12 protein-coding genes are annotated in these 13,239 nt (G+C 72.9%); 6 read left to right on the forward strand and 6 right to left on the reverse strand.

What is annotated here, in order from left to right; translation table 11 throughout:
* The first annotated feature begins 155 nt into the window (after positions 1-155).
* The 5 genes from BS83_RS22295 to BS83_RS22315 all read left to right on the forward strand — a co-directional run bounded on the left by BS83_RS22295 (position 156) and on the right by BS83_RS22315 (position 6,875).
* Positions 156-920 carry a CoA transferase subunit A gene (locus BS83_RS22295; RefSeq protein ID WP_037605344.1) on the forward strand — a complete coding sequence of 255 codons (765 nt, stop codon included), beginning with the start codon at positions 156-158 and terminating at the stop codon, positions 918-920.
* Positions 921-925: 5 nt separating this feature from the next.
* Complete coding sequence (locus BS83_RS22300) at positions 926-1,633, forward strand: 3-oxoacid CoA-transferase subunit B (RefSeq protein ID WP_084713847.1); 708 nt, start codon at positions 926-928, stop codon at positions 1,631-1,633.
* 171 nt (positions 1,634-1,804) lie between these two features.
* Entirely contained in the window at positions 1,805-3,574 is a 1,770-nt protein-coding gene (locus tag BS83_RS22305) for a glycosyltransferase family 2 protein (protein ID WP_084713850.1), read from the forward strand.
* A 92-nt stretch (positions 3,575-3,666) separates the two neighbouring features.
* Positions 3,667-5,565, forward strand: a complete 1,899-nt coding sequence (gene glxA, locus BS83_RS22310; protein ID WP_051945509.1) for a radical copper oxidase GlxA — start codon at positions 3,667-3,669, stop codon at positions 5,563-5,565.
* Complete coding sequence (locus tag BS83_RS22315; RefSeq protein ID WP_051943612.1) at positions 5,562-6,875, forward strand: family 16 glycosylhydrolase; 1,314 nt, start codon at positions 5,562-5,564, stop codon at positions 6,873-6,875. Before glxA ends, BS83_RS22315 begins: the two co-directional genes overlap by 4 nt.
* Here the strand turns inward: BS83_RS22315 and ung are convergent.
* From ung to BS83_RS22340, 4 genes are all read right to left on the reverse strand, one after another.
* On the reverse strand, positions 6,865-7,557 hold the full coding sequence (gene ung, locus BS83_RS22320; RefSeq protein ID WP_037605345.1) for a uracil-DNA glycosylase: 693 nt from the start codon (positions 7,555-7,557) through the stop codon (positions 6,865-6,867). The two genes, BS83_RS22315 and ung, sit on opposite strands and share 11 nt — an antisense overlap.
* 33 nt (positions 7,558-7,590) lie before the next feature.
* Entirely contained in the window at positions 7,591-8,373 is a 783-nt protein-coding gene (locus BS83_RS22325; RefSeq protein WP_198035282.1) for a TetR/AcrR family transcriptional regulator, read from the reverse strand.
* 45 nt (positions 8,374-8,418) lie between these two features.
* Positions 8,419-8,943 carry a class F sortase gene (locus tag BS83_RS22330; protein ID WP_084713855.1) on the reverse strand — a complete coding sequence of 175 codons (525 nt, stop codon included), beginning with the start codon at positions 8,941-8,943 and terminating at the stop codon, positions 8,419-8,421.
* Positions 8,944-9,471: 528 nt separating this feature from the next.
* On the reverse strand, positions 9,472-10,188 hold the full coding sequence (locus BS83_RS22340) for a hypothetical protein (RefSeq protein WP_037605347.1): 717 nt from the start codon (positions 10,186-10,188) through the stop codon (positions 9,472-9,474).
* A 301-nt stretch (positions 10,189-10,489) separates the two neighbouring features.
* Here BS83_RS22340 and BS83_RS22345 point away from each other — a divergent pair, with 301 nt between their 5' ends.
* Complete coding sequence (locus tag BS83_RS22345) at positions 10,490-11,269, forward strand: HAD-IIA family hydrolase (RefSeq protein WP_037605348.1); 780 nt, start codon at positions 10,490-10,492, stop codon at positions 11,267-11,269.
* Positions 11,270-11,373: 104 nt separating this feature from the next.
* On the opposite strand, the gene BS83_RS22350 is transcribed toward BS83_RS22345, so the two are convergent.
* Together BS83_RS22350 and BS83_RS22355 are read right to left on the reverse strand one after the other, a co-directional pair.
* The gene (locus BS83_RS22350) at positions 11,374-12,060 is read right to left on the reverse strand and encodes a phosphonatase-like hydrolase (protein WP_037605349.1); all 687 of its coding nucleotides are present in this window, start codon (positions 12,058-12,060) and stop codon (positions 11,374-11,376) included.
* Complete coding sequence (locus BS83_RS22355; RefSeq protein WP_037605350.1) at positions 12,060-13,181, reverse strand: TIGR03364 family FAD-dependent oxidoreductase; 1,122 nt, start codon at positions 13,179-13,181, stop codon at positions 12,060-12,062. The genes BS83_RS22350 and BS83_RS22355 overlap by 1 nt, the downstream gene beginning before the upstream one ends.
* Positions 13,182-13,239 lie beyond the last annotated feature (58 nt).

Below are 13,239 nucleotides of genomic sequence, written 5' to 3' on the forward strand. Positions count from 1 at the left end.
GCCCCGCCCGGCACGGGACATGTGACCGGACACCGCATCGCGGGGGCGAAGCATGTGGCCGACCGACATGGCCGCCCGCCGCGCGCGCTGGCGAAGGTGAAGGCTCCCCCGAGAACACCCCGCGGTGGACCGCCGCCGCAGGAGCTGGAGCTGACATGGACAAAGTGATCGGATCGGCCGCGGAGGCCGTCGCGGACATCCCGGAAGGAGCCACGCTCGCCGTGGGCGGCTTCGGCCTGTGCGGCATCCCCTCGACGCTGATCGCGGCGCTGGTGGACACGGGCACCGGCGGACTGCGGGTCGCGTCCAACAACTGCGGCGTCGACGACTGGGGGCTCGGGCTGCTGCTGAGGGCCGGCCGGATCGCCCGGATGACCTCCTCGTACGTCGGCGAGAACAAGGAGTTCGCCCGGCAGTACCTGAGCGGCGAGCTGGAGGTGGAGCTGGTCCCGCAGGGCACGCTGGCCGAGCGGCTGCGCGCGGGCGGCTGCGGGATCCCGGCGTTCTACACCCCGGCCGGCGTCGGCACCCAGGTGGCCGAGGGCGGTCTGCCGTGGCGGTACGACGCCGCGGGCGGGGTGCGGGTGGCCTCGCCCGCCAAGGAGGTGCGCGAGTTCGGAGGCCGCGCCTACCTGCTGGAGGAGGCGATCAGCGCCGACTTCGCCCTGGTCAGGGCTGAGGTCGCGGACCGCCACGGAAATCTGCGCTTCCACGCCGCGGCCCGCAACTTCAACCCGCTGGCGGCGATGGCCGGGCGGACCACCCTGGTCGAGGCCGAACGCATCGTCGAGGCGGGCGAACTGCCGCCGGACGCGGTCCACCTGCCCGGGATCCACGTGGACCGCGTCGTGCGGGCCGACCCGGACGACAAACGGATCGAGCGCCGCACCACCCGCCCGCACGCCTCCCTGGAGATCTGACCGCCATGACCAGCACGCAGAACACCGAGGCCGCCGGGGCCGCCACCGCCACGACCGCCCTCACCCCGGCCCCGCCCACCCCGCTCACCCGTGACGCGCTGGCCGCGCGCGCCGCGGCCGAGCTGCGGGACGGCCAGTACGTCAACCTGGGCATCGGGCTGCCCACGCTGGTGCCGAACCACCTGCCGCACGGCGTCGAGGTGGTGCTGCACTCCGAGAACGGCATCCTGGGCACCGGCCCCTACCCGTACGCCGGGGACGAGCACCCGGATCTGGTCAACGCGGGCAAGGAGACCGTCACGGTGCTGGACGGCGCCGCGTACTTCGACTCCGCCGCCTCCTTCGGCATGGTCCGCTCGGGCCGCGTGGACGTGACGATCCTGGGCGCGATGCAGGTGTCCGCCGAGGGCGACCTGGCGAACTGGATGATCCCCGGGAAGATGGTCAAGGGCATGGGCGGCGCGATGGACCTGGTCCACGGGGCGCGCCGGGTCGTGGTGGTGATGGAGCACACCGCGAAGGACGGCAGCCCGAAGCTGCTGGAGCGCTGCACACTGCCGCTTACCGGACGCCGCGTGGTCCACCGGATCATCACCGACCTGGCCGTCTTCGACGTGCTGCCGGACGGCACGGGCCTGCGCCTGGTCGAGACCGCACCGGGTGTGACGGTGGACCAGGTGCGCGCCGCCACGGAGGCTGAATTCGAATCCTGATTCGAGACATCCCCCGTTCGCGTTAATCCGGCGCAATCCGACGCCGACGCGTAGTCACCCGAAGCAGGCTGGGCACAGTCGCCGGTTCAGGGGAGAGCCGGCGTGCTTCGCACCGCACTCGGGGGCAGGCCGCACAGCTGCGAGGCAGCGGTGCGGCCTCAGGGGGGTTACATGACTCAGTTGTCCGCTGCGCCGCGCGCGGCCGGAGAGGCCGGGAGGACGCAGGCGGAGGCCGGTACGGGGGCGTCCGCCGAGGCCGCCGCCGGTTACGACTACGAACGCTTCAGCCGCCTCGCCGGGCCCGTCGTCGACGCCCCGCCGGGGCCGTACCGGGTGCAGTACCGCAGCCTGCACGCCGACGCGAGGAACCGCCGCAAGGTCCGCACGCTGATGGTGCTGGCCCCGCTGATGGAGCTGGCGCTGCTGGTCTGGATGTCGCTGCCGCGCAACTGGACGACCAGACCGTACGATCCACGCGCCTGGCTGACCGGGCTGGACCGCGTCGTCCTCGGCTGCATCATCGTGATCGAGCTCTTCCGCCTGCTCCAGGTGCTGTCGAACGCGCACGGCTCGCTCTTCGCCCGCGACCCGGTCCCGGTCCGCGCGCAGAGCGGCACCAGGGTCGCCTTCGTGACCACGGCCGTGCCCGGTTCCGAACCGGTCGAGATGCTGCGCCGCACCCTGGAGGCGGCGGTCCGGATCCGTCATGTCGGCACCCTGCACGTCTGGCTGCTCGACGAGGGCGACGCCCAGGAGATGAAGGCGCTCTGCGCCGAGCTCGGCGTGCGGCACTTCTCACGGCGCGGCGTCGACGCGTGGAACACCCGCAAGGGCGGCTTCCGTGCCCGCACCAAGCACGGCAACCACAACGCCTGGCTGCAGGCCCACGGTTCGGACTACGACTTCGTCGCCGGCGTCGACCCCGACCACGTGCCGCACCCCTCCTATCTGGAGCGCACCCTCGGCTGGTTCCGCGACCCCGACGTGGCCTTCGTGGTCGGCCCCCAGGTCTACGGCAACTACGACACGCTGATCACCAAGGCCGCCGAGAGCCAGCAGTTCCTCTTCCACTCGGTGGTCCAGCGCGCCGGCAACCGCTACCGCGCGCCCATGCTGGTGGGCACCAACAACGTGATCAGGATCGGCGCGCTGCGGCAGATCGGCGGCTACCACGACTCCATCACCGAGGACATGGCCACCGGCCTGATGCTGCACACCCGCGCCAACCCGGAGACGGGCCGCCGCTGGAGCTCGGTCTACACGCCCGACGTGCTCGCCGTCGGCGAGGGGCCGTCGTCCTGGACGGACTTCTTCCGCCAGCAGTCGCGCTGGAGCCGGGGCACCTACGAGACGCTGCTCAAGCAGTTCTGGTGGCGGGCCTGGCGGCTCTCCCCCGGGCGCATGGTCAACTACACGCTGATGCTGACCTTCTACCCGATGTCGGCGATCTCCTGCATCCTCGGCGGCCTCAGCAGCGTGCTCTACCTGGTGATCGGCGCGTCCGGGGTCGACGTGCCCACCTCCACCTGGATGATGCTCTACAGCGACGCGGTGCTGCTGCAGATCGGGCTCTACGCCGTCAACCGCCGCCACAACATCAGCCCGCACGAGAAGCCCGGCTCCACCGGCATCGGCGGCATGGTGATCGGCGCGCTGGCCACGCCCATCTACGCCACCTCCTTCCTCGCCGCGCTGCTCCGGCTGCCCAGCGGCTTCCGGGTCACGCCCAAGGGCGACTCCGTCAGCGGCGACCGCGTGCTGACCTTCACCACCCACCTGCTCTGGGCGCTGCTCTTCGGCGGCGCCCTCACCGCCTCCTTCGTCACCCACAACACCTATCTGGCGATGCGGATCTGGGCCGGCATAGCCCTGCTCACCAGCCTGCTGCCGATCGTCATCTGGCGCATCGACGCGGCCCGCAGCGCGCGGAGGACCTCGTGAGCTCCACCCTTTCCCAGCTGCGCGCCCGACGCCGCGCTGCCGACACCCACCTCTCCCTGCGCACCAAGCGCCTCGCGCTGGGCAGCAGCCTGATGCTGACCGTGCTCGGCATGAACGCCCCGGCCGCGGTCTCCTTCGCCCAGCAGCAGTACCACGCGTACGAGATCGCCCAGCCCGCGTACAAGGCCGCCTACGGCTCCTGGAGCACGCTCGTGCTGCCGGGGCAGTTCCGGGTCAACGCCATCCACGCGAGCCTGCTGCGCACCGGCAAGGTGCTGATCGTCGCGGGCTCGGGGAACGACACCGAGAACTTCAAGGCGGGGAGGTTCAAGACCCTGCTGTGGGATCCGGTGAAGGAGACCTACAAGCTGATCCCCACCCCCGACGACATGTTCTGCAGCGGCCACGCCCAACTGCCGGACGGCAACCTGCTCGTCGCCGGCGGCACGCTCAGGTACGAGCTGCTCGGCCGCGCCGTCACCACGGCGGGCGGCACCATGCAGGTCTTCAACGAGGATCCGAACAAGGCCCGTACGGTGCCCAAGGGCACGGTCTTCACGGCCCCCGACGGGCGCCGCTACCTCTCCGACGACGATCTCGTGCTCGCTCCGGCGGCCAAGGTCCGGGTGAGCGCGCCCAAGGCGCCCGGCGGTTACCGCACGGTGGTGCGCCACAGCCAGCGGGCGGTCTTCGTGATCGCGCAGAAGCCGGGCCCGAGCGAGATCGTCAAGGCGAGGGCCAGGTTCTCGGTCTCCGGGCAGCGCGGCAACGACGCGAACACCCTGTACGGCATGGCCGACAGCATCAACACCGGCGACCAGGCCTTCCAGGGCATCAAGGCCGCCTACGAGTTCGACCCTGACACCGAGCAGTACGAACTGGTCGACCCGATGCAGTACGCCCGCTGGTACCCCACCCTCGCCCCGCTGCCCGACGGCAAGGTCCTCGCCGTCTCCGGCCTGGACGACACCGGCACGGTGCTCAACGGCCAGAACGAGATCTTCGACCCGGCGACGAAGTCCTGGTCGCCCGGCCCCACCCGCTACTTCGCCACCTACCCCGCGCTCTTCCTGACCGCGCAGGACAAGCTCTTCTACTCGGGCTCCAACGCCGGTTACGGCAACCCGAAGAAGGGCCGCACACCCGGCCTGTGGGATCCGACGACCAACAGCTTCCAGGTCGTGCCGGGCCTGGCCAGACCCGACCTGACCGAGACCTCCTCCTCGGTGCTGCTGCCGCCCGCACAGAGCCAGAAGGTGATGTTCCTCGGCGGCGGCGCCCCCGGCGAGTCCGCCGTCTCCACCGACCGCACCGCCGTCGTCGACCTCGCCGCGGCCGCCCCGCACTACGTGGCGGGCCCCAAGCTGCCCGGCGGGCCCACCCGCTACCTCAACAGCGTGATCCTGCCGAACGACACCGTGCTCACCACCGGGGGCTCCAGCGACTACCGGGGCAAGCGCGGCAGCGACATCCTCAAGGCCGACATCTACCACCCGGACAGCAACAGCTTCACCCCCGCCGCCGACCCGACGGTCGGCCGCGACTACCACAGCGAGGCGCTGCTGCTGCCCGACGGGCGCGTGGTCACCCTCGGGTCCAACCCGCTCTTCGGCAACAAGCAGGACGTCGGGCCGCAGTTCTTCGAGCAGCGCATCGAGATCTACACGCCCGCCTATCTCTACCAGCGAGGCGCACGGCCGAGCGTGAGCTCGGGGCCGCAGCAGCTCCGCCGGGGGCAGACCGCCGCCTTCGGCGTCTCCTCGCCAGACGACATCGGCGCGGTCCGGCTGATGCGTCCCTCCTCCGTCACCCACGCCACCGATGTGCAGCAGCGCAGCATCGCCCTGCCGTTCACCCGCACCGCGGACGGCTCCGGCCTGCGGGTGAAGGTGCCGACGAGCAGCGGCCTGGTGCCACCGGGCTGGTACATGCTCTTCGCGGTCAGCAGGGCGGGCGTCCCGTCCATAGCCCGGTGGGTGCAGGTCCTGTGAGCCGCCGGCTGCTGGCCCTGGTCCTGGCGGTGGCCGCGATGGCGGCCGGGGTCGTCGGATACGCCGTACTGCGCGGCTCCCCTACGGCTCCGGGGGCGCCGGAGGCCGTGAGGGCACAGTCCGACGACTCCACGGCCGACGGATCGGCGGCCGGCTGGTCGACGGTCTGGCGCGACGACTTCGACGGCCCGGCCGGGGCCGGTCCCGATCCGCGAGGCTGGATCGTCGACACCGGCACCGGCTATCCGGGTGGCGCACCGCACTGGGGCACGGACGAGGTCCAGCGCTACACCGCCGACCCGGCCAACCTCCGGCAGGACGGCCAAGGCCATCTGCTGATCACACCCCTGCGCGACGCCGCCGGCGGTTGGACCTCGGCCAGGATCGAGACCCGGCGCAGGGACTTCCGCCCGGCGGCGGGCTCGGTCCTGCGGATGGAGGCACGGCTCAGGCTCCCCGACGTGACGGGCCCCCAGGCGCTGGGCTACTGGCCCTCGTTCTGGGCCCTGGGCTCCGGCGAGCGCACCGATCCGAACGCCTGGCCCCGCATCGGCGAGTTCGACGTCGTCGAGAACGTCAACGGCGACGACACGGTGCGCGGCACCATGCACTGCGGAGTGGGCCAGGGCGGTCCCTGCAACGAGCGGGTGGGCCTCGGCGGCACGACCCCGTGCCCCGGCGGCACGTGCCGGACCGCCTTCCACACCTACGCGGTGGAGTGGGACCGCAGCCTGCCGGTGGAGGAACTGCGCTGGTACGTGGACGGCGTCCGCTACTGGACGGTCAAGGCCACCGACGTCTCGCCCGACGCCTGGACGGCGGCCACCACCGCGGGCGACTTCCTGCTGCTGAACCTGGCGATCGGCGGCCAGTTCCCCGACGCGCTGGCGCCCGGGGTCCGTACGCCGACGGCGGGGACGAAGCCGGGCGTGCCGATGGTCGTCGACTCCGTCGCGGTGCTGCAACGCGCGGGCAGCAGCATGAGCCCCGTCCCGACGTCCGCCGCGCTGCCGACGCTCACCGGCGACAAGGCCACGGCGCGGCTGCAGGACTTCGACTTCGGCTCCGCGATCACCCCGGCCACCCGCGTCGCCGTCCGCTACCGGGCGTCCGAGGCCGTCAAGCTGGAGCTGCGCGTCGACGACGCCGCCGGCCCGACCATCGGGGCACTCGACCTGCCGGCCGGCACGGGCACGGTCACCGCGGCGCTGCACGTGCCGACCAAGGGCGTCCACACGCTCTGGCTCACCCTGGTCGCCCCGGACAGCGCCGGGCGACTCACTCTCGCCGCGCTCGACTTCAGTCGCTGAGCTGCCAGTTGATCGGCTTCTGGCCGAAGTCGGCCAGCGCCTTGTCGATCTGCGAGAAGGGCTTGGTGCCCAGGAAGTGGCGGGCGGAGAGCGGCGAGGGGTGGCCGCTCTGGACGACGACGTGGCGGGAGGTGTCGATCAGCGGGAGCTTCTTCTTCGCGTAGCCGCCCCACAGCACGAAGACGACCGGCTCGGGGCGGGCGCTGACCGCCTTGATCACCGCGTCGGTGAACTTCTCCCAGCCCTTGCCCGCATGCGAGCCCGCCTCGTGGGCGCGCACCGTGAGCACCGCGTTGAGCAGCAGCACGCCCTGGTCGGCCCACTCCTGGAGGTTGCCGTGCTTGGGCGCGGTGACCTCGATGTCGGAGGCGAGCTCCTTGTAGATGTTGCGCAGCGACGGAGGGACCTTGACTCCGCGGCGGACCGAGAAGCACATGCCGTGCGCCTGGTTGTCGTCGTGGTACGGGTCCTGACCCAGCAGCAGGACCTTGACCTCGCTCAGCGGCGTCGACTCCAGCGCGGCGAAGACCTCGCCGCGGGGCGGGAAGACCTGCCCGGCCTCGCGCTCGGCGGCGACGAACGCCGCGAGCTCGCCGAAGTACGGCTGCTCGATCTCGCCCTGCAGGGCGTCGCGCCAGGACTCGGGCAGCACGAACTCGTCGGTGAGGGCGGGAGTGGACATGCGTGAACCTCCGGAGCCGGCCAGGGTCGGTCCCTAGCTCGTCGTCGTACCGGAAACGGTATCGCCCGCGACTGACACGGCGTTCCGGGTGACGTGGCCAGCACGCTGCAGGGTCACGGCGATGCCGTCGAGGACCTGGTCGAGGCCACGCCCGAACACGACGTCGGGGTCCGGGTGGTCGTCGGCGTCACGGACGTAGCGGGCCAGCAGCGGGTGCCGCCCCTCGGCCATGACCCGCTTCAGGTAGGGGCCGACGGCGCTGCGGTAGTCGTCCTCGCTGACGCCGGTGCGGCGGATCGTCTCGGCCTCGGCGAGCTCGCTCATCACATAGCCCCGCACATAGGCCATCACGGTCCAGCCGAAGCGCGCCATCTCCTCGATGTCGAGGCCGAGTCCGTCCATCGCGCCCAGCATCCGCTCGGTGTTGTCGAGCACGTTGGGACCGAGCGGCGGCCGGGAGCCGGAGACGCCGAGCACCCACTGGTGGCGCAGCAGCAGGGCCCGGTAGCGGACGGCGATGCCGCGCAGTTCGGCGCGCCAGTCGGGGTGCGGCGCGGGGCGCTCCTCGCCCTCGCCGCCCATGACCTGATCGGTCATCAGGTCGAGCAGGTCGTCCTTGGTCTCGACATAGCGGTACAGGGACATGGTCCCCACCCCGAGCTCGGCGGCGATCCTGCGCATCGACACGGCCTCGACGCCCTCGGCGTCGGCGATGGCGACGGCGGCGTCCACGACCGCCTCGACGCTCAGGGACGGCTGGGGCCCCCGCCCGGCGCTGCGCGTCCGGGCCCACACGGGGGTACGGGCTTCCGCCAAGGCGGCCTCCTCCACGACTGGTGCGTACATTGTACGCACCAGCGTTCAGCGGACGGCGGCCAGGTGGGCGAAGAGGACGACGTTGCCGGTGTACTCGTGCCTGGCCCGGTCGAAGCTCCCACCGCAGGTGATCACCCGGAGCTGCGCGCCGGGGCCCTGGCCCGGGCCGTAGACCTCCGCGGCTGGGAAGGCCGCCTTGGGATAGGAGCGCACCTGGTCCACGGTGAAGACGGCGGTGCGCCCGTCGAGACGGCCGACGTCCACCTCGGCCCCGGGCCGGACGGCGGCGAGGTTCCAGAAGACGGCGGGGCCGGTGGCGGTGTCGACATGCCCGACGATCACCGCGGTGCCGGCCTCCCCCGGCGAGGCGGAGTCGCGCAGCCAGCCCGCCGTGCGCGGCAGCGAGAACGGCGGCAGCTCGGCGGCGCCCTTGCCGTCCATGCCGAGGCCGAGCAGCGGCGCGGTCAACCGCACGGACGGGATGGCGAGCGAGAGCGGCGTCGATCTCGGCAGGTTCGCCGGCTGCGCCAGGGCCGTCCCGGCTCCCGTCGTCCGCCCCGTCGGCGTCACGGCGTCCGACCCGGGCCGCGCGGCCGGGCCCCGCCCGCCCGCGCCACCACCGCACCGCCCCGCAGGGACACCCCGCCGATCCCCCCGAGCACTCCCCCGAACGCGACGACGAGCAGCCCCGCCGACACCCCGCCCAGCACTGTCACCAGACGCCCCGTCACCCGCGCCCTCCCATCCCCGGCCCGGTCCTCGCCCCTGCCCACACCCGCCCCGACACCGACCCCGCGGCGGCCCCCACCCGAAGCGCCCTCCAGAGCGCCCGCCCCACGGCCACCCGACCGCTCCACGAACCCACCCGAGGACCGCCGCACGGCCTCCCCCACCCGCGCAGCCTCCACCGCACCACCGCCACCCGACCGCCGCACGGAGCGTGCTGCGGGTGCGGGGGTGGTCTCTGCCGTGCCCGGCACGGTGGTCCTCACCCCGGACACCGGCCGCCCTGCCGCGTTGCCGCTCTGCCGCGACGTCGCCGAGGCGCGAGCCGGGGATGCGGAGCCGCGCCTGGTGGCTGTCGTGCGGCCGCCGGGGTCACGCATCCGCGTCGGCGGCCTGCGTCGCCGGAGCCGCGGCGGGGCGGCGGCGGAGGACGAGCGCGGCGTAGGCGACGACCGAGGCCAGGATGAGGGCGACCGCGGCGTCGCGCAGCAGCGGGGACGGGGCCGCAGCCGCGGCGGTGGTCGTGGAGACCGTGCCCGGCGCGGCCGCGCCCGGGCGGATGGCGCGCCAGCCGCCGCCCGTGGCGGGGGCGCCGAGCTCGGCGATGGTGATCTTGCCTGCGGCCACCGGGTGGCCCGCGCAGAACTCGTGGACCAGGTAGGTGCCCGGCTTGGCGTCCGGCGCGATCCGTGCCGCCGCGTAGAGGCCGCCGTCCGCGGCCAGCGCCAGCCCGACCGGGGTCGCGAACGCGGCCGAGCGGACCTGGCCGGTGCTGGTGCCGCCGCAGTCGGCGAAGGTGCGCAGGTCCACCGAGCCGCCGGCGCGGCTCTCCGCGGGGTCGACGTTCAGCGTCTCCAGCACCACCGGCGGCTGTGCCGGCACCGCGCCCAGCCGGCCCGTCGCGGGCAGGCTCAACGGGGCGTCGCCGACCGTGACCAGGGTGGTGCCGCCGGTGTCGCTGCTTCCCGGCTGCTGCCCGGCCGCGGCCACGCCCGCCGAAGCCGCGGCGACCGCCACACCCGCGCCGCTCCCCAGCAGGAGCGCGCCGGACGCGAGCACGGTCGCGATCGCCCCACCCAGCTTCGTCATCGCCGTCTTCCCTTCGATCCGTCAGGTTCGGACTGACTGACCGTAAGAAATATGACGATCGACCCAATGCTCAAACGGACGGCTGGGCCGCACGGGTGAGCGCCGCGAAAGCGCGGCACTCGATCGGCTCAGCCCGATGCCCGAGGCGTTCGATCAGGCGATCGTGCGGACCGAACGGACGCGGGTGAGCCGACCGCTCGCGGGCCGATTCCACACCGCGGACGACCGCGGGGTCGGCGACCCCGAGATCGCTAGGCTTGAGCCACCCCACAGGCATCGTGACCCCCAGGAGAGTCTCCCCATGGCAGAGCGCAAGCCCATCGATTCCTGGCTCACCGACATGGACGGGGTGCTCATTCACGAGGGCGTGCCAATCCCCGGCGCCGACGCCTTCATCAAGCGCCTGCGCGAGTCGGGCAAGCCTTTCCTGGTACTGACCAACAACTCCATGTACACCGCTCGCGACCTGCACGCCCGCCTGTCCCGGATGGGCCTGGACGTGCCGGTGGAGAACATCTGGACCTCGGCCCTGGCCACCGCGAAGTTCCTGGACGACCAGCGCCCCGGCAGCACCGCCTACGTCATCGGCGAGGCCGGGCTGACCACCGCCCTGCACGACGTCGGCTACGTCCTCACCGACGCGGACCCCGACTTCGTCATCCTCGGCGAGACGCGCACCTACTCCTTCGAGGCCATGACGAAGGCCGTGCGGCTGATCAACAACGGCGCGAGATTCATCGCGACCAACCCGGACGAGACCGGCCCGTCCGCCGAGGGTGCGCTGCCCGCGACCGGCTCGGTGGCGGCGCTGATCACGAAGGCCACCGGCAAGGAGCCGTACTTCGTCGGCAAGCCCAACCCGCTGATGATGCGCGCCGGGCTGAACCACATCGGCGCGCACTCCGAGACGAGCGCGATGATCGGCGACCGGATGGACACCGACGTGCTCGCGGGCCTGGAGGCCGGCATGACGACGTTCCTGGTCCGCACCGGCCTGACCTCCGACGCCGACCTGGAGCGCTTCCCCTACCGCCCCTCCAGGGTGATGGACTCGATCGCGGACCTGGTCGACCTCGTCTGACCGCCCTCGGAAGCCGACGGACGCCGCCGATCGCCGTCCGGACACCACAGGGGCCCTCCCGCAACCGCGGGAGGGCCCCTGTGCCGCTGCTGACGACGCTTCCGCTACAGCACCAGCGCGGGCAGGTCGGCCACGCTCGCCAGGACCTTGGTCGCGCCGTCGGCCAGCAGCCGGTCCGCGTCGTGGGCGCCGGTCAGCACGCCCGCCACCAGGCCCGCACCGGCCCGGACGCCGCACTGCATGTCGTAGCCGGTGTCGCCGACGACGACCATCTCGGCGACGTCGTCCGCCGCCTGCGTCCGCAGGAACGCCGCGAGCGCCAGGTCCGGGTAGGGGCGGCCGCGGCCGCCCGCGTCGGCCGGGCAGAGGACCAGGTCGACCAGGTCCTGCCAGCCGAGCGCGTCGAGGATGCGCTGCTGGGTCGGCCCGGAGAAGCCGGTGGTCAGGACGACGGTCAGGCCCGCGTCGCGCAGTTGCCGGATCGCCTCGACGGCGCCGGGGATCGGGGCGCAGTGGCCCTCGCCGACGAGCCGGTCGTAGGCGGCCTCGAAGGCGACGTTGGCGCGCTGGGCGAGCTCCTCGTCGCCGAAGAGGCGGCGGAAGACGGAGATCTTGCTCTCGCCCATGGTGGCGCGCACGTCGGCGAGCATCGCGTCGTGACGCTCGCCGCCCGGCTCCACGCCGAGCTCGCGGGCCGCCGCCTCGAAGGCCAGCTCGACCAGGCCCCCGTCGGCGACGGTGGTCCCCGCCATGTCGAGGACGACCAGCTTCGTCCGCACTCCCGCAGCCATCACAGCCCCATCTCGTTCGCAGTGTCCTCGCCGATCGCCGGCGAGCAGGTCATGCCACGGCCTCCGGGGCCGGTCACCAGCCACACGCCCTCGCGCACCCGCTCGCGGTGCACCACCCGGGTCGTGTCCAGGCACTGGGCGTAGACGCCGGCCCAGCGGCGGCGGACGGCCGGCATCGGCCGGCCCAGCAGCTCCTCGACCACGCCGCGCAGGTAGGCGTAGGGCTCCTCGACGACGTCGAAGCCGAAGGGCTGGTCGTACTCGTGGGTGTCGCCGACGGTCAGAGTGCCGTCGCGGCGCTGGACCAGCAGCAGTTGCATCCGGTGCTCGGCGGCGACCTCGTCCTGGGCCTGACCGGCGTTCAGCCGGTCCAGGGCGGGGCCCTGGTAGGCGGGGTAGTAGCGGAAGCTGTCGCCGTCGGCGACCGAGGTGGTGAGCGGCACGTCCAGCGGCTCGGTCTGCATCATCTGCAGCCGGACCTTGCGCACCGGCAGCTGCGGGGCCAGCTCGCGGACCAGGCCGCCGAGCCACGCGCCGGTGCAGAGCACGACGCGGTCGCCGCTGTGCAGCTCGCCGCGGTCGTCGCGGACCGCGTGCTCGCCGAGGACCTCGCGGACCTCGCGGCCGCCGAGGAAGCTGTAGCGGCCGCTGCGGGCCAGGTGGGCCTGGAGCGCGCGCTGGGTGACCCGCGGTTCCACCTGGGCGTCGTGCGGGCTCCACAGCGCGCCGAGCAGCTTGCCGCCCAGAGCCGGGTTGGCGGCACGGACGGCGTCCTCGTCCAGCAGCTCCCAGCCGCGCCGGGCCGCGTCCGGCCGCGCCGCGGCCTCGGCGGCGACCTCGCGCTCGGCGTCGGTGCGCACCACGGTGAGCGAACCCGAGGCGCGGAAGCCGACCTCGGGCACCTCGGCCGCGATGGACTCCCACAGCTCGCGCGCCCGCAGCGCGGTGTCGAGTTCGGCGCCCTCGGACCGGCCGCCGACCCAGACGAGCCCGAAGTTGCGCACGGACGCACCGCGCGCCTGCTCCTCCCGCTCCAGGTGGACGACCTCATGACCGCGCTGGACCGCATGCCAGGCATGCATGGTTCCGAGCGCTCCTGCTCCCACAACGATGACCTTCACGCCGACGACCCTCGGTCTCCTCGATTGCGCGTCGGGACCTTCCCGGTGAATCCAGGAT

Source organism: Streptacidiphilus rugosus AM-16 (genome assembly GCF_000744655.1).
Taxonomy (GTDB): Bacteria; Actinomycetota; Actinomycetes; order Streptomycetales; family Streptomycetaceae; genus Streptacidiphilus; species Streptacidiphilus rugosus.